Below are 25,120 nucleotides of genomic sequence, written 5' to 3' on the forward strand. Positions count from 1 at the left end.
ACTGCTTGGCACTATTCCGGGTCCGCGACCGCGACCAGCGCCGGCCGCAGGAGCCGCTCACCGAGCTGGTAGCCCCGCCGCATGATCTGCACGCAGGTCGGCTCGGTCACGTCGGCGGAGGTCTGGTGCGCCACCGCCTCGTGCAGGGTCGGGTCGAACGCGTCGCCCTGCTCGCCGAACGGGGTCAACCCGAACTTGCCGAGCGCCGCGGTGAGCTGCTCCGCCACCGTTCCGAACGGACCGACCAGGTCACCGTGTTCCCGGGCCCGGTCCAGGTCGTCCAGGATCGGCAGCAGCGCGGCGAGCACCGCGCCGGTCGCCTGCTCGGCGACCACGCCCCGGTCCCGGTCGACCCGCTTGCGGTAGTTGGCGTACTCCGCCGACACCCGCTGGAGGTCCCGGGTCCGCTCGTCGAGGTCGGCGCGGAGCGCCTCCAGCTCCGCGCCGAGCGCGGTGCTGGCGGCGGCGTCCACCGGCTCGGCCGGCGCGTCCACCACCGGCGGGCCGCCGGGAGTCGCCCCGTCGACCGTGCCGGCCTCGACCTCGATCTCGTCGACCACGATCTCGGCATCCTCGACCAGCCCTTCGGCCGGAACGTCGGACCCCGCGTCGGCCGCGGTGCCCTCCGGCTCGGTGGGCTGCTGGTTGATCTTGCGGTTGTTGCGGATGACGACCCGCGGCGCCTCACCGGTGGCCGGCTCGGCGGGCGCGGAGCCACCCGGCGTCGACCCGGTCTTGCGCGAGTCGGCGGCTCGTGGCTTCTCCGTCATGCGGCTACCTCATCCCTTCGCCGTGAGTTCGCGCCGAGGACGGACCGTCACTTCTTGTCCTCGTCCACGATCTCCGCGTCGACCACGTCGTCGGCGCCACCGGCCTGCGCACCGCCGGCCGCGCCGGCGCTCGGGCCAGCCTGGCCGCCGGGCTGCTGCTCCTGCTCGGCCTGCTGCGAGTAGAGCAGCGAACCGGCCTGCTGGGAGACCTGCGCCAGCCGCTCGTGCGCCGACTTGATCTTGTCGATGTCCTGGCCGCCGAGCGCGCTGCGCAGCTCACCGAGGGCCTCGTTGAGCTGGTCGCGGTTCTCCGAGGGGAGCTTGTCGCCGCTCTCGGCGAGGAACTTCTCGGTCTGCCACTGGAGCGCCTCGGCGACGTTGCGGGTCTCGGCCTCGTCGCGACGACGCTTGTCCTCGTCCGCGTGCTCCTCGGCGTCCCGGCGCATCCGCTCGATGTCGTCCTTCGGCAGCGAGGAGCCGCCGGTGATCGTCATCTTCTGCTCCTTGCCGGTGCCGAGGTCCTTGGCGTGGACGTTCACGATGCCGTTCGCGTCGATGTCGAAGGTGACCTCGATCTGCGGCACGCCGCGGGGCGCCGGCGGGAGGCCGGTCAGCTCGAAGGTGCCGAGCTTCTTGTTGTACGCCGCGATCTCGCGCTCACCCTGGAAGACCTGGATCAGCACCGACGGCTGGTTGTCGTCGGCCGTGGTGAAGACCTCGGAGCGCTTCGTCGGGATGGTGGTGTTGCGCTCGATCAGCTTGGTGAAGATGCCGCCCTTGGTCTCGATGCCCAGGCTCAGCGGGGTCACGTCGAGCAGCAGGACGTCCTTGACCTCGCCCTTGAGCACACCGGCCTGGAGCGCGGCGCCGACGGCGACGACCTCGTCCGGGTTCACGCCCTTGTTCGGGTCGCGGCCGGTGAGCTGCTTGACCAGGTCGGTGACGGCCGGCATGCGGGTCGAGCCGCCGACGAGGATCACGTGGTCGACGTCGGAGACCTTGATCCCGGCGTCCTTCACGGCCTGCTCGAACGGGCCCTTGCAGCGGTCCAGCAGGTCCTGCGTCATCCGCTGGAACTCGGCGCGGCTCAGCGTCACGTCGAGGTGCAGCGGGCCGGCCGCCCCGGCGGTGATGTACGGCAGGTTGATGTTGGTGGTGGTGGCGGCGGACAGCTCGATCTTGGCCTTCTCGGCCGCCTCACGGAGCCGCTGGAGGGCCATCTTGTCCTGGGCGAGGTCGATGCCGTGCTCGCCCCGGAAGGTCTTCACCAGGTGGTCGATGATCCGCTGGTCCCAGTCGTCACCACCGAGGTGGTTGTCACCGCTGGTCGACTTGACCTCGATGACGCCCTCGGCCAGCTCCAGCAGGGAGACGTCGAAGGTGCCACCGCCGAGGTCGAACACCAGGACGGTCTGCTCCTTGGAGCCCTTGTCCAGCCCGTACGCCAGCGCGGCCGCGGTCGGCTCGTTGACGATCCGCAGCACGTTGAAGCCGGCGATCTCACCGGCCTCCTTGGTGGCCTGGCGCTGGCCGTCGTTGAAGTAGGCCGGAACGGTGATCACCGCGTCGGTGATCTGCTCACCCAGGTACGCCTCGGCGTCCCGCTTGAGCTTCATCAGCGTGCGGGCCGAGATCTCCTGGGAGGTGTACTTCTTGCCGTCGATGTCCACGGACCAGTTGGTGCCGATCTCCCGCTTGACCGAACGGATCGTCCGGTCCGGGTTGGTCACCGCCTGGCGCTTGGCGACCTCACCGACGAGCACCTCGCCGTTGCGGGCGAACGCGACGATCGACGGGGTCGTCCGCGAGCCCTCAGCGTTGGCGATGACGGTGGGCTCACCGCCCTCGAGAACGCTGACGCAGGAGTTCGTCGTGCCGAGGTCGATACCGACCGCACGTGCCATCTTCGCTTCCTCGCTTCGTAAGGTTGAGCAGGTGACGGGCACCGCCCGCAGCGCACCCACCACAAGTTGAGTGAACTTGACTCAATAGTGCCACGCCCTCGCTGATCGTCAAGTCGGGGTTGAGCGGACCCGACGCAACCCTGGTTTGCTACCGATCGGTTGTCTTCCCTTGCATCGGTCGGGCACGCTTTAGCGGTGACGACGCACGGCGATCCCGCCACCCAGTCCGGCGCGCCCGCCGTCGCCGCCCGCGCCGGCTCGCCGGACGACGCGGAGGACCCGCCCGCCACCACCGGGGACGACAGCCTCCCCGCCGCCCTGGGCGCCCTGCGGGCCGCGATCGGGGCCGCCCGGTTTCCGCTGGCCCTGCCCTCGGCCGACCCGGCCCGGCGCACCGGGGCCGGGCTGACCGACCAGCTCGACGACTACCTCCTGCCCCGGCTCGGCCGGCTCGACGCGCCCCTGCTCGTGGTGGTCGGCGGCTCCACCGGCGCCGGCAAGTCGACGCTGGTCAACAGCCTGGTCCAGGCGCGGGTGAGCGCCGCCGGCGTGCTTCGCCCGACGACCCGCTCGCCGGTGCTGGTGTGCAGCCCGGCCGACTCGTCCTGGTTCCGGCAGGGCGAGCTGCTGCCCGGTCTCACCCGCACCACCCAGCCCAGCGAGGACCCGCGCACCCTCCAGCTCGTCACCGCGCCCGCGCTCGCGCCCGGGCTCGCCTTCCTCGACGCGCCCGACATCGACTCGGTGGTCGACGCCAACCGGGCGCTCGCCGGTCAACTACTCGCGGCGGCGGACCTCTGGCTCTTCGTCACCACCGCCGCCCGCTACGCCGATGCCGTCCCCTGGGAACTGCTGCGCAGCGCCCGCGCCCGGGGCGCGGTGATCGCCATGGTGCTCGACCGGGTGCCGCCCGAGGCGGGCGACGAGATCGCCGCCCACCTCTCCGAGATGCTCGCCGAGCAGGGGCTCGCCCAGGCACCGCTCTTCGTGCTCCCGGAGACCTGGGTCGACGGCCAGGGCCTGCTGCCGGCGCGGGCCACCGCGCCGCTCGCCGACTGGTTCGCCCGGCTGGCCGCCGACGCGGACGCCCGCGCCGCCGTCGTGCGGCAGACCCTCGACGGGGCGCTGGCGGCGCTGCACCCGGCGATCGAGGGGCTCGCCGACGCCGCCGACGAGCAGACCGCCGCGGCGGACGCGCTCGACGAGCGGGTCCGCGCCGCGTACCGGGGGGCGCACCGGACGGTCGAGGAGGGGCTGCGCGACGGCCGGCTGCTCCGCGGCGAGGTCCTGGCGCGTTGGCAGGAGTTCGTCGGCACCGGCGAGTTCTTCCGCACCCTGGAGGCCCGGATCGGGCGCCTGCGCGACCGGCTGGTCGCCGCGGTCACCGGACGACCCCGCCCGGCCGCCGAGCTGCGCAGCGCGATCGAGTCCCAGCTCGTGACGCTGCTGCGCGGGGTCGCCGCCGAGGCGGCCGAGCACGCGTACACCGGGTGGAAGGCGCACCCCGCCGGCGCCGCGCTTCTCGAACCGGGGCTCGCCCATGCCGGCGAGGACCTGCCCGAGCGGGCCGAGCGGCTGGTCCGGGACTGGCAGCGCGGGGTGCTGGAGCTGGTCCGGGTCGAGGGCGGCGACAAGCGCTTCGTGGCCCGCACCGCCGCGTACGCGGTGAACGCGACCGGCCTGGCGGTGATGATCGCCGTGTTCGCCTCGACCGCGTTCATCCCGACCGGACTGGAGGTGGCCACCGGGGCGGGCACCACCGTGGCCGCCCAGACGGTGCTCCAGGCGATCTTCGGCGACCAGGCGGTGCGTACGCTCGCCGCCAAGGCCCGCGCCGACCTGCTCGACCGGGTGCGGACGCTGCTGGACGAGGAGGCCGCCCGCTACCTCGCCCGCACCCAGGCTGCCCGGCCCGACCCGGAGACCACCGACGCGCTGCGTGTGGCCGCCGACCGGGTGGAGAACGCCCGACACCGCAGTGGCCTGTCCGCGGCACCGAGGAGGACGGCCCCCGGTGAGCGCGAGGAGTGAGCTTGCGGGCCCCGCAGTCGCGAACGGAAGGCAAGCCCGGTGACCAACATCGTCGGCCGGATGCGTGAGGCGTTCCGCGGTGACCGGCGGGTCGACCCGGACGTGCTGCTCGCCCGCCTGGACGCGGTACGCCGCTTCCTCGCCGCGGCGGACGGGCACCTGCCGGACGCCCCGCTCGTCCCGGCGCACACCCTGGTCGAGCGGGCGGGCACCCGGCTGTCGCTGTCCCGGGACCACACCGTGGTCGCGCTGGCCGGCGCCACCGGCAGTGGCAAGTCCAGCCTGTTCAACGCGCTGGCCCGGCTGGAGCTCTCGCCGGTCGGAGTGCGTCGGCCGACCACCGGGGTGACGCACGCCTGCGTCTGGGGCCCCCAGGAGGGCGCGACCCGGCTGCTCGACTGGATCGGCGTGCTGCCCCGGCACCGGTTCGTCCGGGAGAGCGCGCTGGACGGCGACGACGAGTCCTCCCTGCGCGGTCTCGTCCTGCTGGACCTGCCCGACTTCGACTCGGTGCAGCGGTCCCACCGGCTGGAGGTGGATCGGCTGCTCGGCCTCGTCGACCAGGTGGTCTGGGTGGTCGACCCGCAGAAGTACGCCGACCGGGTGATCCACACCAGCTACCTGCGCGAGTTCCACCGGCACCGGGACGTCACCCTGGTCGTGCTGAACCAGGCCGACCGGCTGGCCCCGGCCGAGTTGCCCCGGGTCGTCGCCGACCTGCGCCGGCTCCTCGACGCGGACGGGCTGGAGGGCGTACCGCTGCTCGCCACCACCGCGACCGACCCGGCCGGGATCGTCGATCTGCGCACGGCGCTGGAGCGGACCGTGGCCGAGCGGCAGGCGTCGCTGCGCCGCCTCGCCGGAGACGTGGACGCCGTGGTGGCCGACCTGGACGAGCTGGTCGGGTCGGCCCGACCGGCGGGTGGCCCGGACGACGCCACCGTCGGCGAGCTGACCCGGGCACTGGCCGGTGCGGCCGGCGTGCCGGCGGTGGCCGAGGCGGTGCAGCAGGCGTACCGGCACCGTGCGGTCGGGAGCACCGGCTGGCCGCTGGTCCGCGGCTGGCGGAAGCTGCGGCCGGACCCGCTGCGCCGGCTGCACCTGCCGGGCACGCCCGGCGACGCCGCCGACCCGGCGGAGAGCCTGGTCGCCGCGACCTCCGTACCGGATCCGACCGCCGCCCAGCGGTCGGCGCTCGGGCTGGCGATCCGGGCCGTGGCGGACCGGGCCGCGGCCGAGCTGCCGGCAGCCTGGCCAGCCGCGGTGACCACCGCTGCCCGGTCCCGCCTCGGCGACCTGCCCGACGCGCTGGACCGCGCGGTGGCCAGCACCGACCTCGGCCTGGGCCGGCGGCCGGTCTGGTGGCGGATCGTCGGGGCGGTGCAGTGGTTGGTGACCCTGGCCGCGGTGGTCGGGCTGGGCTGGCTGGTGCTCGGCTACGTGCTGCGCGCGCTCGGCCTGCCAGAGCTCGACAACCCGACCGTCGGCGAGGTCCCGCTGCCCACCCTGTTGCTGCTCGGGGGCCTGCTCGCCGGGCTGGTCGTGGCCGCGTTGACCCGTCCTGTCGTCCGGTGGGCGGCCCGCCGGGCCCGGCACCGGGCCGAGCAGCGGCTGAACGTGGCGGTCGCGGCGGTGGGCGACGAGTACGTCCTCACCCCGGTCCGGGTCGTTTTCACGTCGTATGCCGAGGCGCGGGACGCGCTACGGGACGCCACCGGGCGCTGATCCACCCGGATCACTCTCCTGTCTCGGACGCCCACCCGGCGTAGGGTCGGAGCATGGCCACGCCCCAGACCCCCTACGAGGCGGTCCTGCACGCCGCCCGCGACGTGACCAGGCTCGACTGCGCCCTGGACGCCGAGATGCTCGGCACCGCGCTGCTCGGCAGCGTCTACGCGATCGCGGAGACCGACCGCAGCGCCGCGGTCCGCGAGTTCGTCACCGGCTTCCTCGCCGCCACCTCGCGGCGGCGGACGGCCGCCGCGACCACCATCCGTTCGGTCTTCGCCGCGCTGGTGCCCGACGCCGAGGGCGCCGCCCGGGTCCGCCCCGGCAGCCAGGCCCCGACCTGGTCCGGCCAGCTCGGTCGGGTGCACCTCACCGGCACCTGGGCCTACGGCGACGTGTACGGCGACCAGACCTCCTACCTGGCCACCTTCGCGTACGACGACGACGCCGGCGGCCCCGAACACGCCCTGGTGGCCCTGGTGGACCACAACATCGGCATCACCAAGGACGTCTTCGTGGGCGGGCCGGCCGAGCGGATCCTGGAGCAGGTGCGGCAGATGTGCGCCAGCGACGAGCTGACCTGGTTCCGTGAGGAGGACCCGGCCCGGATGCGCGGTGAGGTGGCGCGCCACCTCATGGTCACCGACGACCTCGGCGAGCTGCCCGGCGAGGGTTCGCTGGCCACCGACCGGGCGCTGGTCGGCGCCCGGCTGGCGCTGCTGCCCGCCGCGGTGGCGCCGGCCCCCCGGGAGCCCGAGCCGCTCTCCACCGCCGACCGGACCGACCTGGTCCGGCGCTTCCTGGCCTCTCCGGAGGCCGCCCGGGCCGGGCTCGACACCATCGACGATCCCGAGCTGGCCTCGCTGCACTTCTGCCTCAGCCTGCTGCTGGACCACGCGGCGACGTTTCCGGACGCCGACCCACTCCGGTGGAGCCCGGCCGTCTCCGGCCTGTTCCTGCTCGACTGGGTGCACCGCCGGGCCGTGCTGGACATGGACGACGCGGCAATGCTGCCGAGCGTGCTGCGGGCCTGGGCCCGGTACGCCGGCCGCCAGCGCGGCCTGCCCGAGGCGGCGGTGGAGCAGACCGATACGGCCATCGAGGAGATGGTGCCGGAGTTCGCCCGCCTCTACAGCACCGGCGAGCGGCGCAGCCCGGCGACGGCCGCGGTGGCCCAGCTGATCGCGGACGGGGTGGACCCGGACGACCCGGCCGCCCTGGACGCGTGGATCGAGGCCAACCGGCACCGCCTCGCCGACGACTGACCCCCCTGCCCCCGAGACCGATGCGCGCCGCGCCCACCACCCGGCCGACCGGACAAGTGCCTGCGAGCGTTATGACTGAGAGGCATATTTTGCCTCTCAGTCATAACGCTCGTCATGGTTGGCGCCACCGGACCGTCCCCGGAAACGGCACGACCAGCGGGCCCTTCGAGCGAACGGCGGGCGGCGGGCTGAGCGGCTCACCGGCTGACTTCTGGCACAGAACACGGCGAAGACCCGACCGCAGGTCCGCCGGTTGTCAGGCGGGCGGGAGGGTGGGGCCCGCCGAGGGCGTCGGGGCGCCCGGGGAGGGCGCGCCGGCCGACCTGGACAGGGTGGGCGCGCCGGCCGACCTGGACGGGCCGCCCGGGGTGGCCGATTCCGTGGCGGTGGGCTCGGTGGCGGGGTCCGAGATCGTGCTGGTCGGCGACGCCGTGGGGGACGGCGGGTCGGCCGGTGTCGCCGTGGGCGACGGCGGGTCGGTCGGTGTCGCGGTAGGCGACGGCGGGTCGGTGGGCGAGGCGGTCGGCGACGGGGACGGTGGGCGGGCCGGTGTTGGGCTGGGCGGGGAGGCCGGTGGTGGGGTGGTCCGGCCGGGCCGCGGCGCGGGCGGCGGCGGGACCGGCCGGCGGAGCGGCGCGTCGTCCGTCGCGGCCCGGGTCGGCCGGTCGGGCCTCCGTAGCGGGACACCGGGCGACCAGCCGTCGGTCGCCGACGGGGTGGCGGCCGGCGAGGGGGCTGGCGGGACCGCGGGTTGGGTGGTCATCGGCAGTGGGATCACCACCGGCCCGACCGACGGTGTCGGAATGAACGGGGTGCTGGTGTCCGGCAGGGCCGTGCTGCCGACGGTGGCGGAGCCGGCGCTGATCGCCGCGAGGATCGGCATCGAGGCGGTGCCGGCCAGCAGTGCGACGGTGAACAGGTAGCCCCGGGACGGGGTGGCGGTGCCGGAGGCGCGGTGCGCACCCACCACCCGGCGATAGCCACCGGTGGTCGAACGGTGCCGCCCGAGCAGCGGCGTACCGGGACCGTCGGCTGGCTCGGACACCGGGCCTCCCTCGTCGTCGACCGTGGACAGTCCGGGCGGCGGACCGGGCCCGGAGATACGGCAAACCACCCGATCGTGGCGATCCCGCAGCAATCAGCCTGGCTCAGTCACGCTCTGTTGGCCAGCCCTCTACAGCGTGTCGCCACGCGCATCTGCCCGAACGGTGACGAACGACCACCAGATCGTCGGCGGACGCGCCACGCCCCGACGATGACAAATGCCGCGAAGCGATCGGGTGCCGTCGAGCGGGGCGGGCGTACTGTGGGCGCGCTCACCACCTCTGCGAATATGGAGCCTGACGGCAACGCAGCCGCGGCCTCCGCGCACCCTCGCGGCAGGCGCGGCTGAGTGCCGGCGCTCCCCGAACCGGGTTCGGCACCGAATCCGGCTCACGCCGCGCGGCAACCCCCACCGGGGCTAGGCGTGGCCGCCAGGAACCGGTCCGGCACCAGCCGGACAGGCGCAGGATTTGCGCGGCCGGGTGACCCCCCGGTGCCGACGCAGAACGACAGGGAGAGACGGATGGCAAAGGGCGACCCCGGGGTCACGACCCGCGGCAGGCGGGCGGCACCCCGTTCCAGGAAGGCCGCGGCCGACCCGGATCTGGTCCAGCTGCTCACCCCGGAGGGTGAGCGCATCGAGAGCTTCACCGGCCGTGACGGCACCGAGTACCGCGTCGACTTCACCGACGACGAGTACCGCGGCCTCTACCGCGACCTGGTGCTGGTACGGAAGCTGGACGCCGAGGCCACCGCTCTGCAGCGCCAGGGCGAGCTGGGCATCTGGGCGAGCCTGCTCGGCCAGGAGGCGGCCCAGGTCGGCTCCGGGCGGGCGCTGCGGACGCAGGACATGGCGTTCCCGACCTACCGGGAGCACGGCGTCCTCTACTGCCGGGGCATCGACCCGATCATGCCGCTCGGCCTGTTCCGCGGCGTCGACCAGGGCGGCTGGGACCCGAACGAGTTCAAGTTCAACATGTACACGATCGTCATCGGCGCACAGACGCTGCACGCGACCGGGTACGCCATGGGCGTGACCATGGACGGCAAGACCGGCACCGACGACGGCGAGGCGGTGATCGCCTACTTCGGTGACGGCGCCAGCAGCCAGGGTGACGTCAACGAGGCGTTCGTCTGGGCCGGCGTGTTCAACGCGCCGATGGTCTTCTTCTGCCAGAACAACCAGTACGCGATCTCCGAGCCGCTGGAGCGGCAGACCCGGATCCCGCTCTACCAGCGGGCGGCCGGCTTCGGCTTCCCCGGCGTACGGGTCGACGGCAACGACGTGCTGGCCACGTACGCGGTGACCCGCACCGCGCTGGACAACGCCCGGCACGGGCAGGGCCCGAGCCTGATCGAGGCGTACACCTACCGGATGGGCGCCCACACCACCTCGGACGACCCGACCCGCTACCGGATCGCCAGCGAGGTCGAGGCGTGGCAGGCCAAGGACCCGATCGCCCGGGTGAAGGCCTTCCTGACCAAGCAGCAGCTCGCCGACGACGACTTCTTCGCCGAGGTCGACGAGCAGGCCCGCCGCGAGTCGGTGCACCTGCGCGAGCGGGTGCTCGCCATGCCGAACCCGGAACCGAGCACGCTCTTCGACCACGTCTATCCCCACGGATCCCCGCTGCTGGACGAGCAGCGCGCAGAGTTCAGCCGGTACCTGGAGTCGTTCGAGGGGAGCGCCCACTGATGGCCACGGAGACGCTCACCCTCGGCAAGGCCCTGAACACCGGTCTGCGTCGCGCCTTGGAGAACGACCCGAAGGTCGTCATCATGGGCGAGGACGTCGGCAAGCTCGGCGGTGTCTTCCGCATCACCGACGGGCTCCAGAAGGACTTCGGCGACCAGCGGGTGATCGACACCCCACTCGCCGAGTCCGGCATCATCGGCACCGCGGTCGGCCTGGCCATCCGCGGCTACCGGCCGGTCTGCGAGATCCAGTTCGACGGCTTCGTCTACCCGGCGTACGACCAGATCGTGTCGCAGGTGGCGAAGATGCACTACCGCTCGCGCGGCAAGCTCCGGATCCCGATGGTGATCCGGATCCCGTTCGGCGGCGGCATCGGCGCGGTCGAGCACCACTCCGAGTCGCCCGAGGCGTACTTCTCGCACACCGCCGGTCTGAAGGTGGTCTCCTGCGCCAACCCGCAGGACGCGTACGTGATGATCCAGCAGGCGATCGCGTCGGACGACCCGATCGTCTTCCTGGAGCCGAAGCGGCGCTACTGGGAGAAGGGGCCGGTCGACCTGGACGCGCCGCTGGCCGACGCGTACCCGCTGCACGCCTCCCGGGTCGCCCGCGAGGGCACCGACGTGACCCTGCTGGCGTACGGGCCGATGGTGCGGACCTGCCTGGACGCGGCGACCGCCGCCGCCGAGGACGGCCGGAGCCTCGAGGTCATCGACCTGCGCACGCTCTCCCCGCTGGACATGGGCGTGGTGTACGAGTCGGTGCGGCGCACCGGCCGGGCCGTGGTGGTGCACGAGGCGCCCTCCAACGTGGGTCTGGGCGCGGAACTCGCGGCCCGGATCACCGAGGAGTGCTTCTACTCGCTGGAGTCGCCCGTACTGCGGGTGACCGGCTTCGACACTCCCTACCCGGCCGCCCGGGTGGAGGAGGAGTACCTGCCCGACCTCGACCGGGTGCTCGACGCCGTCGACCGCTCCTTCGGTTGGTGAGAGACATGTCCCGGATCAAGACGTTCAACCTGCCCGACCTGGGCGAGGGCCTCACCGAGGGTGAGATCCTCAGCTGGCTCGTCAAGGTCGGCGACGTCATCGAGCTGAACCAGCCGATCGTCGAGGTGGAGACGGCCAAGGCGGCCGTCGAGATCCCGGCGAAGTGGGCCGGCCGGGTGCAGACGATTCACCACCCGGAGGGCACGACGGTCGAGGTCGGCGCGCCGATCATCGCGATCGACACCGACCCCGACGCCGGTCCGCTGGACGCCCCGGACGCGCCGTCGACCACCGGCCAGCCCGCCGGTGACCTGCCCACCCCGTCCGCGGCCGCGCTGGCGGCGGTCGAGCTGGCGCCGGCCGAGGGCATGGTCGAGCCGGGTCTGATCGGCGGTCCCGCCCCGGGCGGGCGGACTGCGGTGCTGGTCGGCTACGGCCCGCGTACCACCGCCGCGAAGCGCCGGCCGCGCAAGGGCGACGTCCCGGCGCAGGCCGTCGCGGCGCCGGCCGCCACCCCGGCGGCTCCGGCTCCGGCTCCGGCTCCGGCTCCGGCTGTCAACGGCCAGGGCGGTGCGGCGGCGGGCGGTCTGGTGCTGGCCAAGCCGCCGGTGCGCAAGCTCGCCAAGGACCTCGGCGTCGACCTGGGCACGCTGACCGGGTCGGGTCCGCTCGGTTCGATCACCCGCGAGGACGTCCAGCGGGCGGCGGCCGGGGCGGCGGTCGAGCCGGCGCCGGTGACGGCGGCGACCCCGACGGCGGCCAGCTTCGGCGCCGACCGCGAGCAGCGCATTCCGGTCAAGGGGGTACGCAAGCTCACCGCCGAGAACATGTCGCGCTCGGCGTTCACCGCCCCACATGTGACGGAGTTCCTGACCGTCGACATGACCCGGGCGATGAAGGCGCTGGAGCGGCTGCGCGACCGGCGGGAGTGGCGCGACGTCCGGGTTTCGCCGCTGCTGCTGGTCGCGAAGGCGGTGCTGCTCGCGGTGAAGCGGCATCCGATGGTCAACTCGACCTGGGCCGGCGACGAGATCGTCGTCAAGGAGTACGTCAACCTGGGGATCGCGGCGGCCACCGAGCGGGGCCTGATCGTGCCGAACATCAAGGACGCCGGGCGGCTCACGCTGCGCGAACTGGCGGACGCGATGACCGACCTGGTGCAGACGGCGAAGTCCGGCCGCACCTCGCCGGCGGACATGTCCGGCGGCACCCTGACCATCACCAACGTCGGGGTGTTCGGGGTGGACACCGGCACGCCGATCCTGCCCCCGGGCGAGTCGGCGATCCTGGCCTTCGGCGCGGTCCGCGAGATGCCCTGGGTGCACAAGGGCAAGGTCCGGCCACGTCAGGTCACCACGCTGGGCCTCTCCTTCGACCATCGGATCATCGACGGTGAGCTGGGGTCGAAGTTCCTCCGCGACATCGGTGACTTCCTCGCCGACCCGGAGGCGGCGCTGCTCGCCTGGACCTGACGGTCCACCCGCACCAGCCACGGCCGGTGTGCCAGGGGTTAACGCCCGGCACACCGGCCGTGTCGTTGAGGCGACAGAAACGTCGGTGATCAGCCCCCACCGCCTTTGATTATTCGGCGGGTGTCTCAGCTCACCTAATAATCGATGGCGCTCGGTGGCCGGATGCGGTTCAATAGACACATCAGGGGCCGACAACCGAATAGCCAGCAGGAGAGCCACCATGAGCATGATCGAGCGGATCCGTAGCCGCCGGGACGCCAGCCGCCGCGCCCGTGCCATCGAGCACGCGCTGCGCTCGGCCAACTCGCCCGCGGTGCGCGAGGAGATCCTCGCCATCGCCCAGCGTCACGTCAGCTGACGCACCACGACGTTCCTCACCTCCTCCAGATCGATGACCCGCCCGGGGCCCTCCGGGCGGGTCATCGGCGTTTCACGGCGGTTGGCACCGGGATTCCACCTAGCCGCAGCGCCCGGTACGGTGGGCTTCGGTCGTCGCCCCCCGGCCCGGAGGGGTCGAGCCCATAGAAGCGGTTCGACATCGTCCGGCGACGGGGAGTGACGGCCGGTGCTCCTCGGAAGCCGCCGGTGGCCACCGGATACGGTGCGGGGAGCGCGGCACGGCCGGTACGCCGGCGACGCCGGCAGCCATGCCGAGGAGACCGATCGGCACGGGCGGCCGATTGTGATGGAGGAGGCGCACCGATGACGTCCGAGGGCCCGCACCACCCCGGCCAGGAGCCGGACGAGGTGTCACCGGGCGCCGGCGGACCGGCGCCGTACGGCGACCGCCCGGCGCAGCCGGGGACCGGCTACGGCACGGCCGGCCCGGACCTGGGTTGGGCGCCACCGCCACCGGCGGGACCGACCGCTCCCGCGCCCGCCTGGGCGACACCGCACGACCAGCAGCCCTCGGCCCCGCAGTGGGGCACCGCCCAGGTGCCCCCGCCCGCGGAGGCCGGCCAGCCCGCCCCGTGGGCCGCGAGCGGGGCGGCCCAGCCTGGCTGGGGCGCGCAGCCCGACCAGGCCGGCGCGGCCTGGGCCGGCGCGGCCGAGCAGCCCGCCTGGGCGCAGGCCCAGCCCGGTGCGCGCGGTGCGGCTCAGGTGCCCCCACCGGCGGCCCCGGGGTGGCCTCAGGACGACTCCGCCCGCTCCCCGGGGTGGGCGCAGCAGGAGCCCGCGGGCAGCCCGCAGCAGAACGACCCGGGCCAGGCCGCCGGTTGGGGCGGTACGGCGCAGCCCGCCCCGGTGAACGGCGGCTGGGCCGACGGTCCTCGCCCGGACGAGCAGGCGCAGGCCGGCGGCTGGGCCAACGGCGCGGCCGGGCACGACGGCCCCGGTCACTCGGGCGGCTGGGCTGCCGGCGGGCAGCAGGACGACCAGCCGGCCTGGGCGCAGGCCGAGCAGGGCACGCCCGCCTGGGCGCAGGCCGAGCCGGCCGTGCGCGGTGCCGCACAGGTACCGACGCCCGACGACTCCGCCCGCTCCGGCGGCTGGGGCCAGCAGCAGGACCCGGCGGGCTCCGGCGGCTGGCCGGCCGGTGCCGGCGCGCAGCACGACTCGGCGTCCTCGGGTGGCTGGCCGGCGGGTGCCGGCGCGCAGCCGGACGACGCCGCCCCGGGGACGGCCTGGGGTGCCGGCGGTCCGGGCGACCGGCCGCGGCAGCCCGACTGGGTGATCGCGCAGGACGACCCGCAGGGGGACAACAGGCCTGGTGGCTGGGGCACGGCCGGCCACGGCTCGGCCCAGGAGGACGCGGCCCCGGCCAATGGCTGGGCGGGCGAGCCGAACGGCACGCCGGCCCGGGCCAGCGCGGCGGTGCCCGGCGGCGACGGCGGCCCGGCCTGGGGCGCCGGCTCGGACGGCCCGGCCCAGTGGGCCGGCACCGAGCGGCCGGCCGTGCCGGAGGTGGCGCCATGGGCGCCCGGCGAGGCGTGGGGCAACTCCGGCGCCGACTCCGCCTCCTCCCCAGCCGGCTGGTCGGGCGAGCGGGCCGAGGAGCCACCGGCCTACCAGCCCGGCCCGGCGCCGGGCATCTCGCCGGTCAACGCGGTGCCGCTGCCCCCGCAGGAGCAGCGGGTGCCGGGCGCCAGCCTGGCCGCCGCCCCGCCGGCCGACTACGCCCCGCCGGCCGAATACCCGGCCCCGGGTCCCTATGCCGCCGCCGGACAGCCGGCGACCGGTGAGCGCCCCGACTGGCCGGGCGCCGACACCCCCGGGCAGGCGTACGAGCCCGAGCAGTCCGGTTGGGGCCAGGCGGCGGCGCGGAACGAGGAGCCGTCCCCGCCAGCCGGGCCGGTAGTGCCCGCGCCGCGCACCTCTCCCGAGTCCGGCGTGGCCGCCCGCGCCTCCGTGTCGCCCCCCGACGGGGGTGCCGGTGCGGTCGGCCGGGCGGCCGCGAGCGCCTCGGTGCCGCTGGCCAGCCGGGTGATGCCGCCGACCGACCAGCCGCTGCAGCCGACCGGCACGTCCGCCCCGCAGCCCCGGGTGTACGGCCGACCGGCCCGACCCGAGGCGGACGAACCCGCCGAGCCCGAGCCGTACGGCGCCGACCGCCGGTCCGACCCCGGCTCGGAGAACCGTTTCGAGGACCACGACCGGATGGCCCCGCCGAACGGCTTCGCCGAAGCCGGCCCGGTGCACTCGGGCCCACCCGCGCCGCCGGCGTTCCCCCCGGGCATGCCCTCGTTCGCCGACGCGCCGAACAACACCCGCCCCGCGAACGGGGTGCGCCCGCACCCCGCCGAGCGTCCGGCCGACCCCTTCGGGCCACCCGACCCCTTCGGGCCGGCCGACCCCTTCGGGCCGCCCGCGTCCCCGCCCGGTGACGCCGGCATGGCCGGCATGCCCGGCTACGGATCGCCCCCGATGGCCGAGCCGGCGCCCGGCGGCGGCTTCCCGCCGGCCTTCCCACCGCCTCCGCAGCACCAGCCGGGCCCGTCCTGGACGCCGGGCGCACCGGAGTCCGGCCAGGACCGGTTCGACGCGTTCAAGCCGGACGAGGAGCCGAAGGTCGAGGCGCCGACGCCGAAGGTCCGCAACGGCCGGGTGCTGGCGGCGGTGCTGGTCGCCGCGGTGCTGATCCTGGCCGTGCCGCTGGGCCTGCTCATGCTGCTCGGCAAGGTCGGTGGCGGGGACGCGGCGCCGTCGTTCGACCCCGCGGTGGGGACGTGCGTGAAGAAGTCCGGCGAGGGCGCCGCGCCGGCCGACTGCGGCGAGGCGGACGCGTTCACCGTGGTTTCCAAGGTGGACAACAAGGACAAGTGCGCCGACCCGGCCCAGCCGCACGTGGTGCTGCCGGGCAACGGCACCAACCGGGTGCTCTGCCTGAAGCCGGCCGCCGCCCAGTAACCCTGGTGGCGACCGGCCGATGACCCTGGTGCCGGCCGATCGGTGACCCGGCCGGCACCCGGCACCGCCGACGGGGGCCACGCGCACGCATGGCCCCCGTCGGCGTGTCCGGGTGTGATCGAGCCCGCTCGGGGTACCGGGCCGGCCGGGCGCGCCGGGTCGGGCAGACTGGGCACACGAGCGCACGAGTACGGGCCCCCGAGCTGCGCGGCCGGGGCTGTCGAGGCCCTCGGCGAGCGCCGCAACGCCGAGCGGACGGCGGTCGTCGGCGTCGGCGACCTCGCCCGCCCGGTCGGCCCGCCGGAGGTGTACCGGCTCCGCGACGGTCGCTACCGCACCGCGTCGGCCGCGCTTGTGCTCGGCGAGGCCGTCTCCCGTCAGCCGTTGCCTGCACCACGTCGAGCCGGATGGTCGCCGTTTGTGCGGCAGGATGGGCCTATGAGTGCACGCGTGCGAGCGCCGGAGCTACGAGGCCGGCAGTGGCTGAACACTGGCGGTAAGACCCTCACTCTCGCCGACCTCCGAGGTCGTATAACCGTCCTCGACTTCTGGACCTTCTGCTGCATCAACTGCCTGCACGTGCTCGACGAACTGCGCCCGCTCGAGGAGAAGTACGGCGACGTGCTCGTCGTGATCGGTGTCCACTCGCCGAAGTTCGAGCACGAGAAGGACCCGGACGCGCTGGCGGCGGCGGTCGAGCGGTACGGCGTGCACCACCCGGTGCTCGACGACCCCGAGCTGGACATGTGGCAGCAGTACGCGGCCCGGGCCTGGCCGACCCTGTCGGTGATCGACCCCGAGGGGTACGTGGTGGCCACCATGGCCGGCGAGGGTCACGCCGAGGGACTGGCCCGGCTGATCGACGAGCTGATCGCGACCCACGAGGCGAAGGGCACCCTGCACCGGGGCGACGGCCCGTACGTCCCGCCCGCCGAGCCGGAGACCACGCTGCGCTTCCCCGGCAAGGCCGTCGCGCTGGAGTCGGGCAGCCTGCTCGTCTCCGACTCGGCCCGGCACTCACTCGCCGAGCTGGCGCCGGACGGCGAGACGCTGGTCCGCCGGATCGGCTCGGGTGAGCGGGGGCGGGCCGACGGGCCGGCCGCCGCGGCGACCTTCTCCGAGCCGCAGGGGCTCTGCCTGCTCCCGGCGCAGGTCGCCGAGGTCGCCGGGTACGACCTGGTGGTCGCGGACACCGTCAACCACCTCCTGCGTGGCGTACGGCTGGCCACCGGCGAGGTGGTGACCGTGGCCGGTAGCGGGCGGCAGTGGCGCTCGACGGTCGACGACCACGCGCATGACGCCCTCGCGGTCGACCTCTCCTCGCCCTGGGATCTGGCCTGGTACGACGACAAGCTGGTCATCGCCATGGCCGGCATCCACCAGCTCTGGTGGTTCGACCCGATCAAGCGGACCGCCGGCATGTACGCCGGCACCACGGTCGAGGCGCTGCGCGACGGTCCGCTGGCCGAGGCGTGGATGGCCCAACCGTCCGGCCTCTCCGTCTCCGCCGACGGCGCCCGGCTCTGGATCGCCGACAGCGAGACCAGCGCGATCCGGTACGTCGAGAACGGGGTGATGGGCACCGCGGTCGGGCAGGGGCTCTTCGACTTCGGTCACGTGGACGGGCCGGCCGAGGCGGCACTGCTCCAGCACCCGCTGGGGGTGTGCGCGTTGCCCGACGGTTCGGTGCTGGTCGCCGACACGTACAACGGCGCGGTCCGGCGCTTCGACCCGGAGACGGACCAGGTCTCCACGGTCGCCGACGGCCTGGCCGAGCCGAGCGACCTGGTGCTCACCCCGGACGGTGAGGTGCTGGTGGTGGAGTCCGCCGCGCACCGGCTCACCCGGCTGGCCCCGGGCGCGCTCACCGCGGCCGGCGCGAGCACGGTGGACGGGCCTCGGCACCGCGCCGAACGGAAGCCGACCGATGTGGCGGCCGGTGAGCTGACCCTGGACATCGTCTTCACTCCGGCGCCCGGGCAGAAGCTGGACGAGACGTACGGGCCGTCCACCCGGGTGGTGGTCTCCGCCTCGCCGCCGGAGCTGCTGGTCGAGGGGGCCGGCACCGGCACCGAGCTGTCCCGCCGGTTGGTGGTTAACCCCGACGTGACCGGTGGGGTGCTCCAGGTGACCGCCCAGGCGGCGACCTGCGACGCGGACGTCGAGCACGCGGCCTGCCACCTCACGCGCCAGGACTGGGGCGTCCCGGTCCGGGTGGTCGACGGCGGCGCGGCCCGTCTGCCGCTGGTGCTGCGCGGCCTGGACGCCTGACCGTCGTCCACGGGTCCCGCTCACCCCGCGAAGGGGCTGAGCGGGACGCCCGCGTCAATCAGCGCGGCCCGGACCATCTCGGCCGAGGCGACCGCGCCCGGGCTGTCCCCGTGCAGGCAGATCGACTCGACCGGGCAGGGGATCACGGTGCCGTCCACCGCCACCACGGTGCGCTCGGTGGCCATCCGGACCGCCCGCTCGGCGACCTGCTCCGGGTCGGTGACCAGAGCGCCCGGGGCGCTCCGGGGCACCAGCATGCCGGTGGGCAGGTAGCCGCGGTCGGCGAAGCCCTCGGCGACCACCCGCAGCCCGGCGCCGACCGCGAGCTGCGCGAGCATCGACCCGGGCGAGCAGAGGACGGGGAGCTGGTCGTCGTACTCGTTGACGGCCGCGACCAGCGCTGCCGCCTGCGACTCCTCGGACGCCGCCGCGTGGTACAGCGCGCCGTGCGGCTTCAGGTAGCGCACCCGGGCGCGGAAGAGCCGGCAGAATGCGTCCAGGGCGCCGAGCTGGTAGGTGACCTCGTCGCGCAGCTCCGCGAAGTCGTACGCGATGTGCCGCCGGCCGAACCCGGCCAGGTCGCGGTAGCCGACCTGGGCGCCCACCGCGACGCCGCGACGCACCGCGGCCTCGCTGACCCGGCGCATGGTGGACGGGTCGCCGCCGTGGAAGCCGCAGGCGACGTTCGCGGAGGTGACCAGGTCCAGCAGCGCCTCGTCGTCGCCCAGCCGCCAGATGCCGAATCCTTCGCCCAGGTCAGCGTTGAGGTCCATGGAACCTGACGGTAGTACCTGGCCGGGCCTGCGCGAGCGGGGTCACGTCGGCCACCACCCCGATGATCGGATACCCGCCGGTGGTCGGGTGGTCGGCCAGGAAGATCAACGGCTGGCCGTCGGCGGGCACCTGCACCGCGCCGAGCACGATACCCTCGCTGGGCAGCTCGCCGGTGATCGCGCGGGGCAGCGCCGCGCCGGCCAGTCGCGCGCCGACCCGGTTGCTCACCGGGCTCACCGTGTACGCCGTGCCGAGGAGCCGGTCGAGCGCCGTCGGGGTGAACCAGTCGTCGCGCGGGCCGAGCCGGACCGTGAGCCGCAGCTCCTCGCCGGGCGGCGGGGCGACGGTCAGGTCGACCGGCGCGGGCGGGCCGACCGGCACGCCGAGGGGCAGCCGGTCACCGTCGTTCAGCGGGGACGGCCCCAGCCCGGAGAGGGTGTCGGTGGCCCTGCTGCCCAGCACCGGCGGCACGTCGATCCCGCCGGACACGGCCAGCCAGTTGCGAACGCCGCGCCGGGCGGGACCGATCCGCAGCACCGCACCGGCCGGTACGGAGAGCGGCCGCCCGACGTCTCCCGGGCGCTCGTCCACCCGCACCTCCGCCTCGGCGCCGGTGACCGCGACGGCGGCCGCGTGGGAAAGGCGCAGCGTGCAGCCGGTCAGCGTGATCTCCAGGCCGCCGACGGTCTCCGGGTTGCCGACCAGCCGGTTGGCCAGTCGCAGCGCGTTCGGGTCGAGCGCGCCGGAACGGGGCACCCCGAGGTGGGCGAGACCCGGCCGGCCCAGGTCCTGCACGGTGGTGAGCGCCCCGGCGCGCAGCACCTCGAGCTCGCCCGCCGTCGGGCTCACGCCGGCACCAGCCGGAGCCGGGTGCCCGGGGTGAGCCGGGTCGGCGGGTCGGCGGCCACGTCGAAGAGCGGCATCCCGGTTCGGCCGACCAGCAGCCAGCCGCCGGGTGACGCGCTCGGGTAGATCCCGGCGTACGGGCCGGCGAGGGCGACCGACCCGGCCGGCACCCGGGGGCGGGGGGTGGGCAGCCGGGGCAACGCCAGCGCGGCGGGCAACCCGGTCAGGTACGGGAAGCCGGGCGCGAAGCCGCAGAAGGCCACCCGGAACTCGGTGCCGGTCAGTCGCTCGACCACGGCCGGTACGGTGGTGGCCCAGTGCTCCGCGACGACCGGCAGGTCGGCGCCGTCGTACGTCACCGGAACCTCGACCACGACCTCGGCGTGGGCGTCGACGGCGGTTGGGCGCGGGGTCCAGGCGGCGACGAGGCGGGCGGTCCCCGCCGGGTCCGGCACGCCGTCGAGCAGGACGGTGGCGGCCGCCGGAACGATCTCCACGGCGGTCAGCTCGCCGAGGTCGCGGCGCCGGGACAGCTCCGCCCGCCACGCCTCCACCCGGCCGGCGACGTCCACCCCGGCCGGTGTGCCGGCCTCCGTGCAGTCGAGCAGCAGGGCGTGCGCCCCGACGGGTCGGATCCGCATCCCGCCATCTTCGCCGACGCGGCCGCGGCGCGGGGTCCCACCGTCGCCCGTGGATCGGAGTGACGAGTCGCACTACTTCCAAGTAACCTACGGTGCCGTAACCTGTTGTCGTGACCACCTCCGCACCGCTTCGGCTCAAGCCGGTCGACATCGGTAAACCCCGGATGCGCGGCTGGCTGCACACGTACGCGTTCTTCGCCGCCCTGGTCTGCGGGATCGTGCTCTGCGCGATCGCCGCGAGCCGGCCCGGCTGGGCGCCGCTGGTGAGCTGCGTCGTCTACAGCCTGACCGTGTGCGGGCTCTTCGGCACCAGCGCGCTCTACCACCGTCGAGTGTGGTCGGAGCGGGGCTACCAGATCATGCGCCGCATGGACCACTCGATGATCTTCGTGTTCATCGCCGGCACCTACACGCCGTTCTGCGTCCTGCTGCTGGAGCGGCGACCGGCGACCGTCATGCTGGCCCTGGTCTGGGGCGGCGCGCTGGCCGGTGTGGCGCTGAAGATGATCTGGCCGCACGCGCCGCGCTGGATCTCGGCCCCGCTCTACCTGGCGCTCGGCTGGGTGGCGGTGGCGATGCTGCCGCAGATCCTGCACCAGGGCGGGGTGACCGCGCTGGTGCTGCTGCTGGTCGGCGGCGCGATCTACAGCGTGGGCGCGGTCTTCTACGCGCTGCGCCGGCCGAACCCGTGGCCGACGGTCTTCGGCCACCACGAGTTCTTCCACGCCTGCACCCTGGTGGCCGCGATCTGCCACCACATCGCGATCTACTTCGCGCTCTTCGCCTGAGGCGCGGGCGGCTGCGCACCGCAGGTGGGCAGCGGACGCGCCGAGGGCCCCGCGACGCCGCGGGGCCCTCGGGGAGCGGTGGGCGGGGGTCAGACGGTACGGCCCGGCCGGCGCACCTCGCGGTACTCCTGCACGACCCGGTCGTCCTGCACCGGCACGACCCGGTCGGCCACCACGCGGTCCTCGCGGACGGGGGCGGTGGTCACCACGGTGCGCCGACGGTTGTTCCAGAAGTAGAGGGTGACCAGCAGGCCGGCCACGCCGGCGAGCATGAGCACCCAGCCGACCACGGCCAGGTTGAGCCAACCCAGGTCGGCCTCCACGGCGAACGCGAAGATCGCGCCCAACGCGATCAGGAAAATGCTGCCACCAATGCCCATCGTCGACTCCTCGGCTGTCAGCTGGCGTAACGTCCCGCCGCGGCCATCGGTGAGGTTGCGGCATCCATCGACTTACCCCGGCAGCGTGATCGCCAATCGGGCAAGCTGGGGGCATGACGGACGCGCACGCCGAGGGACGGACACTGGTGCTGCTGCGGCACGCGAAGGCCGAGCAGTCCGAGGAACTGCCGGACGCGGACCGGTCGCTGACCAGCCGGGGCGAGGCCGACGCGGCCGCTGCCGGCGCCTGGCTGGCGAAGCACAAGATCCTGCCCGACGTGGTGCTCTGCTCGACCGCCCGGCGGACCCGGCAGACCTGGCACCAGGTGGCGATGGGGATGACCGGTTCGCCCCCGGAGGGAGGTTCGGCCGGTCCGCGACCGGACGTCCGGTACGAGGCGGACGCGTACGAGGCGCAGCCGGAGGACCTGCTCGCCCTGGTCCACCGGGTGGATCCGACCGCCCGGGTCGTGCTGCTGATCGCGCACAACCCCGGGATCTCGCTGCTCTCCGCCCTGCTCGACCCGGACCGGGCGGATGAGGAGGGGCTGCGGACCAGCGGGCTGGCCCTCCACCGCCCCTCGCTCCCGTGGGCCGACCTGGGCCGGGGCGACGCCGAGCTGACCCGTCGACACACCGCACGCCACTGAGCCACCCACCGGTCGGCGGGTGGCCCAGCGGTACGCGGCTCAGGAGGGTGGCGCGGTCGGCGGCGGCGGGTCGGGAGGCGGCGGCATCATCGCGGTCGGATGGGACAGCCGGTTCTCCTCCACGATCAGGGTGCGGGCGCGCTTCCGCCGGTCCTGCCAGAACCACAGCGTCGTGAGCAGGACAGCCAACCCGGCGAGGATGAACACCCAGCCGACCGCGCGCAGGTCGACCCACCAGACGTTGGCTCTGATGGCGAAGGTCAGGATCGCGCCGATCGCGATCAGGAAGATCCCACTACCAATGCCCATGTGCGCTGAACTCCCCCGTGCGTGGCTCCGGGCGTGTTCCGACGTGGTCCCGCGACGGTTACCCGCCACGGCGGCCACCTACCCGGCACGACCGGCCGGGATGCAGCCCTGCCACCCCGCGATCTTGCAGTTCCGGCCCCCTGTTTTGCCCGGTTGATGCGGGTATGACTGGGCAGAAAGTGCAAGATCGCGGGGAAAGGGGACGGCCGGCGGGTGGTCACCCGCCGGCCGTCGTGCCGGTCGTCGCCGGAGGAAGTCAGTGCCTCCTCGATCAGAAGGCCTCCTCCGGGAGGTCCATGATCTCCAGGTCGACGCCCTCGATGATCCGCCGGTCGGCGCCGATACGGGGCAGCACCTCGCGGGCGAAGAACCGGGCGGCGGCGACCTTGCCGGTGTAGAACGCCTTGTCCGCGGTGGAGACCTCGCCGGCCAGCGCGCGCAGGGCCACGTCGGCCTGCTTCTGGAGCAGCCAGCCGACGACCAGGTCGCCGATCGCCAGCAGGAAGCGCCGGCTGCTCAGGCCGACCTTGTAGAGGGCCCGGGCGTCGCCGGCCTGCGCCTCGCCCAGCCAGCCGGTCAGCACGCCCAGAATGTTCTGGACCTCGGCGAGCGCCTTGCCGAGCGCCTGCCGCTCCTCCTTGAGCTGGCCGTTGCCGGCCTCGGTGGTGATGAACTCCTGGATCTCGCCGGCGACCGCCATCAGTGCCCGGCCGTTGTCCCGGACGATCTTCCGGAAGACCAGGTCGAGGCTCTGGATCGCGGTGGTGCCCTCGTACAGGGTGTCGATCTTGGCGTCCCGGACGTACTGCTCCAGCGGGTAGTCCTGGAGGAAACCGGAGCCGCCGAACGTCTGCAGCGCCTCGTGGCCCAGCAGTTCGTAGGCCCGCTCCGAGCCGACGCCCTTCACCAGGGGCAGGAGCAGGTCGTTCACGCGCTTGGCGAGCTTCGTGGCCTTCTCGTCAGCGGCCGCCTCGGCGATGGCGACCTTGTCCTGCCACGAGGCGGTGTAGAGCACCAGCGCGCGCAGACCCTCGGCGTACGACTTCTGCAGCAGCAGCGAGCGCCGCACGTCCGGGTGGTGGGTGATGGTCACCCGCGGCGCGGTCTTGTCGGCCTGCTGGATCAGGTCGGCGCCCTGGACCCGGTTCTTGGCGTACTCGAGGGCGTTCAGGTAGCCGGTGGAGAGGGTGGCGATCGCCTTGGTGCCGACCATCATCCGGGCGTACTCGATGATCATGAACATCTGCCGGATGCCGTCGTGCTTGTCGCCCAGCAGCCAGCCCTTGGCCGGCACGCCGTGCTCCCCAAAGGTCATCTCGCAGGTGTTCGAGACCTTCAGACCCATCTTGTGCTCGACGTTGGTGGCGAAGACGCCGTTGCGCTCGCCCAGCTCGCCGGTCTCCTCGTCGAAGTGGTACTTCGGCACCACGAAGAGCGAGAGGCCCTTGGTGCCCGCGCCACCGGCGCCCTCGACACCCACCGGGCGGGCCAGCACGTAGTGGACGATGTTGTCGGTGAGGTCGTGCTCCCCCGAGGTGATGAAGCGCTTGACACCCTCGATGTGCCACGAGCCGTCCGGCTGCGGGATGGCGCGGGTGCGCCCGGCGCCGACGTCCGAGCCGGCGTCCGGCTCGGTGAGCACCATCGTGGAGCCCCACTGCTTGTCGATGAAGAGCTTGGCCCACTTCTTCTGCCGATCGGTGCCCTCGACGTGCAGCACGTGCGCGAAGGACGGGCCGGAGGCGTACATCCACACCGGGGCGTTCGAGCCGAGCACCAGCTCGGCGAGCGCCCACCAGAGGGCGCGCGGCGCGTTGGTGCCGTCCAGCTCCGGCGGGAGGTCCAGCCGCCAGAACTCGGACTCCATGAACGCCCGGTACGACTTCTTGAACGACTCCGGCAGCGGCGCGGTGTGCGTGGCCGGGTCGAAGACCGGCGGGTTGCGGTCGCTGTCCGTGTAGCTGGCGGCCAGGTCCTCGCGGGCGAGGCGGTCGACCTCGGCGAGGAAGCTACGGGCGGTGTCGACGTCGAGGTCGGAGTACGGCTCCTGGCCGAACGCCCGGTCCGCCCCGAAGACCTCGAAGAGGTTGAACTCGAGGTCCCGAAGATTGCTCTTGTAGTGGGTCATGCTCGCTGGCCCCGCTTCCGGACAGGTTACCGATCAGTAACCCCGACTGTATTACCGGCGGGTAGGAACCGACAAGACGATCGCCG

General features: G+C 74.0%; 20 protein-coding genes. 12 read left to right on the forward strand and 8 right to left on the reverse strand.

The features are described 5' to 3' along the window. Positions 1–11: 11 nt before the first annotated feature. Both grpE and dnaK read right to left on the reverse strand, forming a co-directional pair. Positions 12–770 (reverse strand): nucleotide exchange factor GrpE, encoded by a 759-nt coding sequence (grpE, locus tag O7603_RS20870; protein ID WP_281571487.1) that lies wholly within the window; start codon positions 768–770, stop codon positions 12–14. A 47-nt stretch (positions 771–817) separates the two neighbouring features. Beyond that, a complete protein-coding gene (dnaK, locus tag O7603_RS20875; protein ID WP_281571488.1) occupies positions 818–2,674 on the reverse strand; it encodes a molecular chaperone DnaK in 1,857 nt (618 codons plus the stop codon). 195 nt (positions 2,675–2,869) lie between these two features. Here dnaK and O7603_RS20880 point away from each other — a divergent pair, with 195 nt between their 5' ends. The 10 genes from O7603_RS20880 to O7603_RS20925 all read left to right on the forward strand — a co-directional run bounded on the left by O7603_RS20880 (position 2,870) and on the right by O7603_RS20925 (position 18,518). Next, a complete protein-coding gene (locus O7603_RS20880) occupies positions 2,870–4,705 on the forward strand; it encodes an ABC transporter (protein ID WP_281571489.1) in 1,836 nt (611 codons plus the stop codon). 60 nt (positions 4,706–4,765) lie between these two features. Then, positions 4,766–6,430: a GTPase gene (locus tag O7603_RS20885; protein ID WP_281576751.1), complete on the forward strand. Its 1,665-nt coding sequence runs from the start codon at positions 4,766–4,768 to the stop codon at positions 6,428–6,430. Between the two features lie 53 nt (positions 6,431–6,483). Beyond that, on the forward strand, positions 6,484–7,698 hold the full coding sequence (locus O7603_RS20890; protein WP_281571490.1) for a hypothetical protein: 1,215 nt from the start codon (positions 6,484–6,486) through the stop codon (positions 7,696–7,698). 272 nt (positions 7,699–7,970) lie between these two features. Then, positions 7,971–8,621, forward strand: coding sequence for a hypothetical protein (locus tag O7603_RS20895; RefSeq protein WP_281571491.1), 651 nt, complete (start codon positions 7,971–7,973; stop codon positions 8,619–8,621). A gap of 644 nt (positions 8,622–9,265) precedes the next feature. Next, positions 9,266–10,438, forward strand: coding sequence for a pyruvate dehydrogenase (acetyl-transferring) E1 component subunit alpha (gene pdhA / locus O7603_RS20900; protein ID WP_281571492.1), 1,173 nt, complete (start codon positions 9,266–9,268; stop codon positions 10,436–10,438). After that, the gene (locus O7603_RS20905; RefSeq protein WP_281571493.1) at positions 10,438–11,427 is read left to right on the forward strand and encodes an alpha-ketoacid dehydrogenase subunit beta; all 990 of its coding nucleotides are present in this window, start codon (positions 10,438–10,440) and stop codon (positions 11,425–11,427) included. The genes pdhA and O7603_RS20905 overlap by 1 nt, the downstream gene beginning before the upstream one ends. A gap of 5 nt (positions 11,428–11,432) precedes the next feature. Beyond that, positions 11,433–12,899, forward strand: a complete 1,467-nt coding sequence (locus O7603_RS20910; protein WP_281571494.1) for a dihydrolipoamide acetyltransferase family protein — start codon at positions 11,433–11,435, stop codon at positions 12,897–12,899. Between the two features lie 220 nt (positions 12,900–13,119). Next, positions 13,120–13,257: a hypothetical protein gene (locus tag O7603_RS20915; protein ID WP_281571495.1), complete on the forward strand. Its 138-nt coding sequence runs from the start codon at positions 13,120–13,122 to the stop codon at positions 13,255–13,257. A 344-nt stretch (positions 13,258–13,601) separates the two neighbouring features. After that, positions 13,602–16,247, forward strand: coding sequence for a hypothetical protein (locus tag O7603_RS20920; RefSeq protein ID WP_281571496.1), 2,646 nt, complete (start codon positions 13,602–13,604; stop codon positions 16,245–16,247). 438 nt (positions 16,248–16,685) lie between these two features. Next, complete coding sequence (locus O7603_RS20925) at positions 16,686–18,518, forward strand: NHL domain-containing thioredoxin family protein (RefSeq protein ID WP_281571497.1); 1,833 nt, start codon at positions 16,686–16,688, stop codon at positions 18,516–18,518. Positions 18,519–18,538: 20 nt separating this feature from the next. Here the strand turns inward: O7603_RS20925 and O7603_RS20930 are convergent, their stop codons facing one another. From O7603_RS20930 to O7603_RS20940, 3 genes are read right to left on the reverse strand one after another with little or no spacing between them, the layout of a single operon-like run. Beyond that, on the reverse strand, positions 18,539–19,291 hold the full coding sequence (locus tag O7603_RS20930; protein WP_281571498.1) for a 5-oxoprolinase subunit PxpA: 753 nt from the start codon (positions 19,289–19,291) through the stop codon (positions 18,539–18,541). Further along, positions 19,275–20,141: a biotin-dependent carboxyltransferase family protein gene (locus tag O7603_RS20935; RefSeq protein ID WP_281571499.1), complete on the reverse strand. Its 867-nt coding sequence runs from the start codon at positions 20,139–20,141 to the stop codon at positions 19,275–19,277. Before O7603_RS20935 ends, O7603_RS20930 begins: the two co-directional genes overlap by 17 nt. Next, positions 20,138–20,779 (reverse strand): allophanate hydrolase subunit 1, encoded by a 642-nt coding sequence (locus O7603_RS20940; RefSeq protein ID WP_281571500.1) that lies wholly within the window; start codon positions 20,777–20,779, stop codon positions 20,138–20,140. The genes O7603_RS20935 and O7603_RS20940 overlap by 4 nt, the downstream gene beginning before the upstream one ends. Before the next feature lie 110 nt (positions 20,780–20,889). Here O7603_RS20940 and O7603_RS20945 point away from each other — a divergent pair, with 110 nt between their 5' ends. Next, complete coding sequence (locus tag O7603_RS20945; protein WP_281571501.1) at positions 20,890–21,567, forward strand: hemolysin III family protein; 678 nt, start codon at positions 20,890–20,892, stop codon at positions 21,565–21,567. 89 nt (positions 21,568–21,656) lie between these two features. On the opposite strand, the gene O7603_RS20950 is transcribed toward O7603_RS20945, so the two are convergent. Next, complete coding sequence (locus O7603_RS20950; protein ID WP_281571502.1) at positions 21,657–21,947, reverse strand: DUF6458 family protein; 291 nt, start codon at positions 21,945–21,947, stop codon at positions 21,657–21,659. Between the two features lie 113 nt (positions 21,948–22,060). Here O7603_RS20950 and O7603_RS20955 point away from each other — a divergent pair, with 113 nt between their 5' ends. Continuing rightward, positions 22,061–22,597, forward strand: a complete 537-nt coding sequence (locus tag O7603_RS20955) for a histidine phosphatase family protein (protein WP_281571503.1) — start codon at positions 22,061–22,063, stop codon at positions 22,595–22,597. A gap of 39 nt (positions 22,598–22,636) precedes the next feature. Here O7603_RS20955 and O7603_RS20960 read toward each other — a convergent pair whose 3' ends face one another. Both O7603_RS20960 and O7603_RS20965 read right to left on the reverse strand, forming a co-directional pair. Then, positions 22,637–22,906 (reverse strand): DUF6458 family protein, encoded by a 270-nt coding sequence (locus O7603_RS20960; protein ID WP_043961115.1) that lies wholly within the window; start codon positions 22,904–22,906, stop codon positions 22,637–22,639. A gap of 271 nt (positions 22,907–23,177) precedes the next feature. Next, entirely contained in the window at positions 23,178–25,034 is a 1,857-nt protein-coding gene (locus O7603_RS20965; protein WP_281571504.1) for an acyl-CoA dehydrogenase, read from the reverse strand. Positions 25,035–25,120 lie beyond the last annotated feature (86 nt).

Source organism: Micromonospora sp. WMMD812 (assembly GCF_027497215.1).
Classification (GTDB): Bacteria; Actinomycetota; Actinomycetes; order Mycobacteriales; family Micromonosporaceae; genus Micromonospora.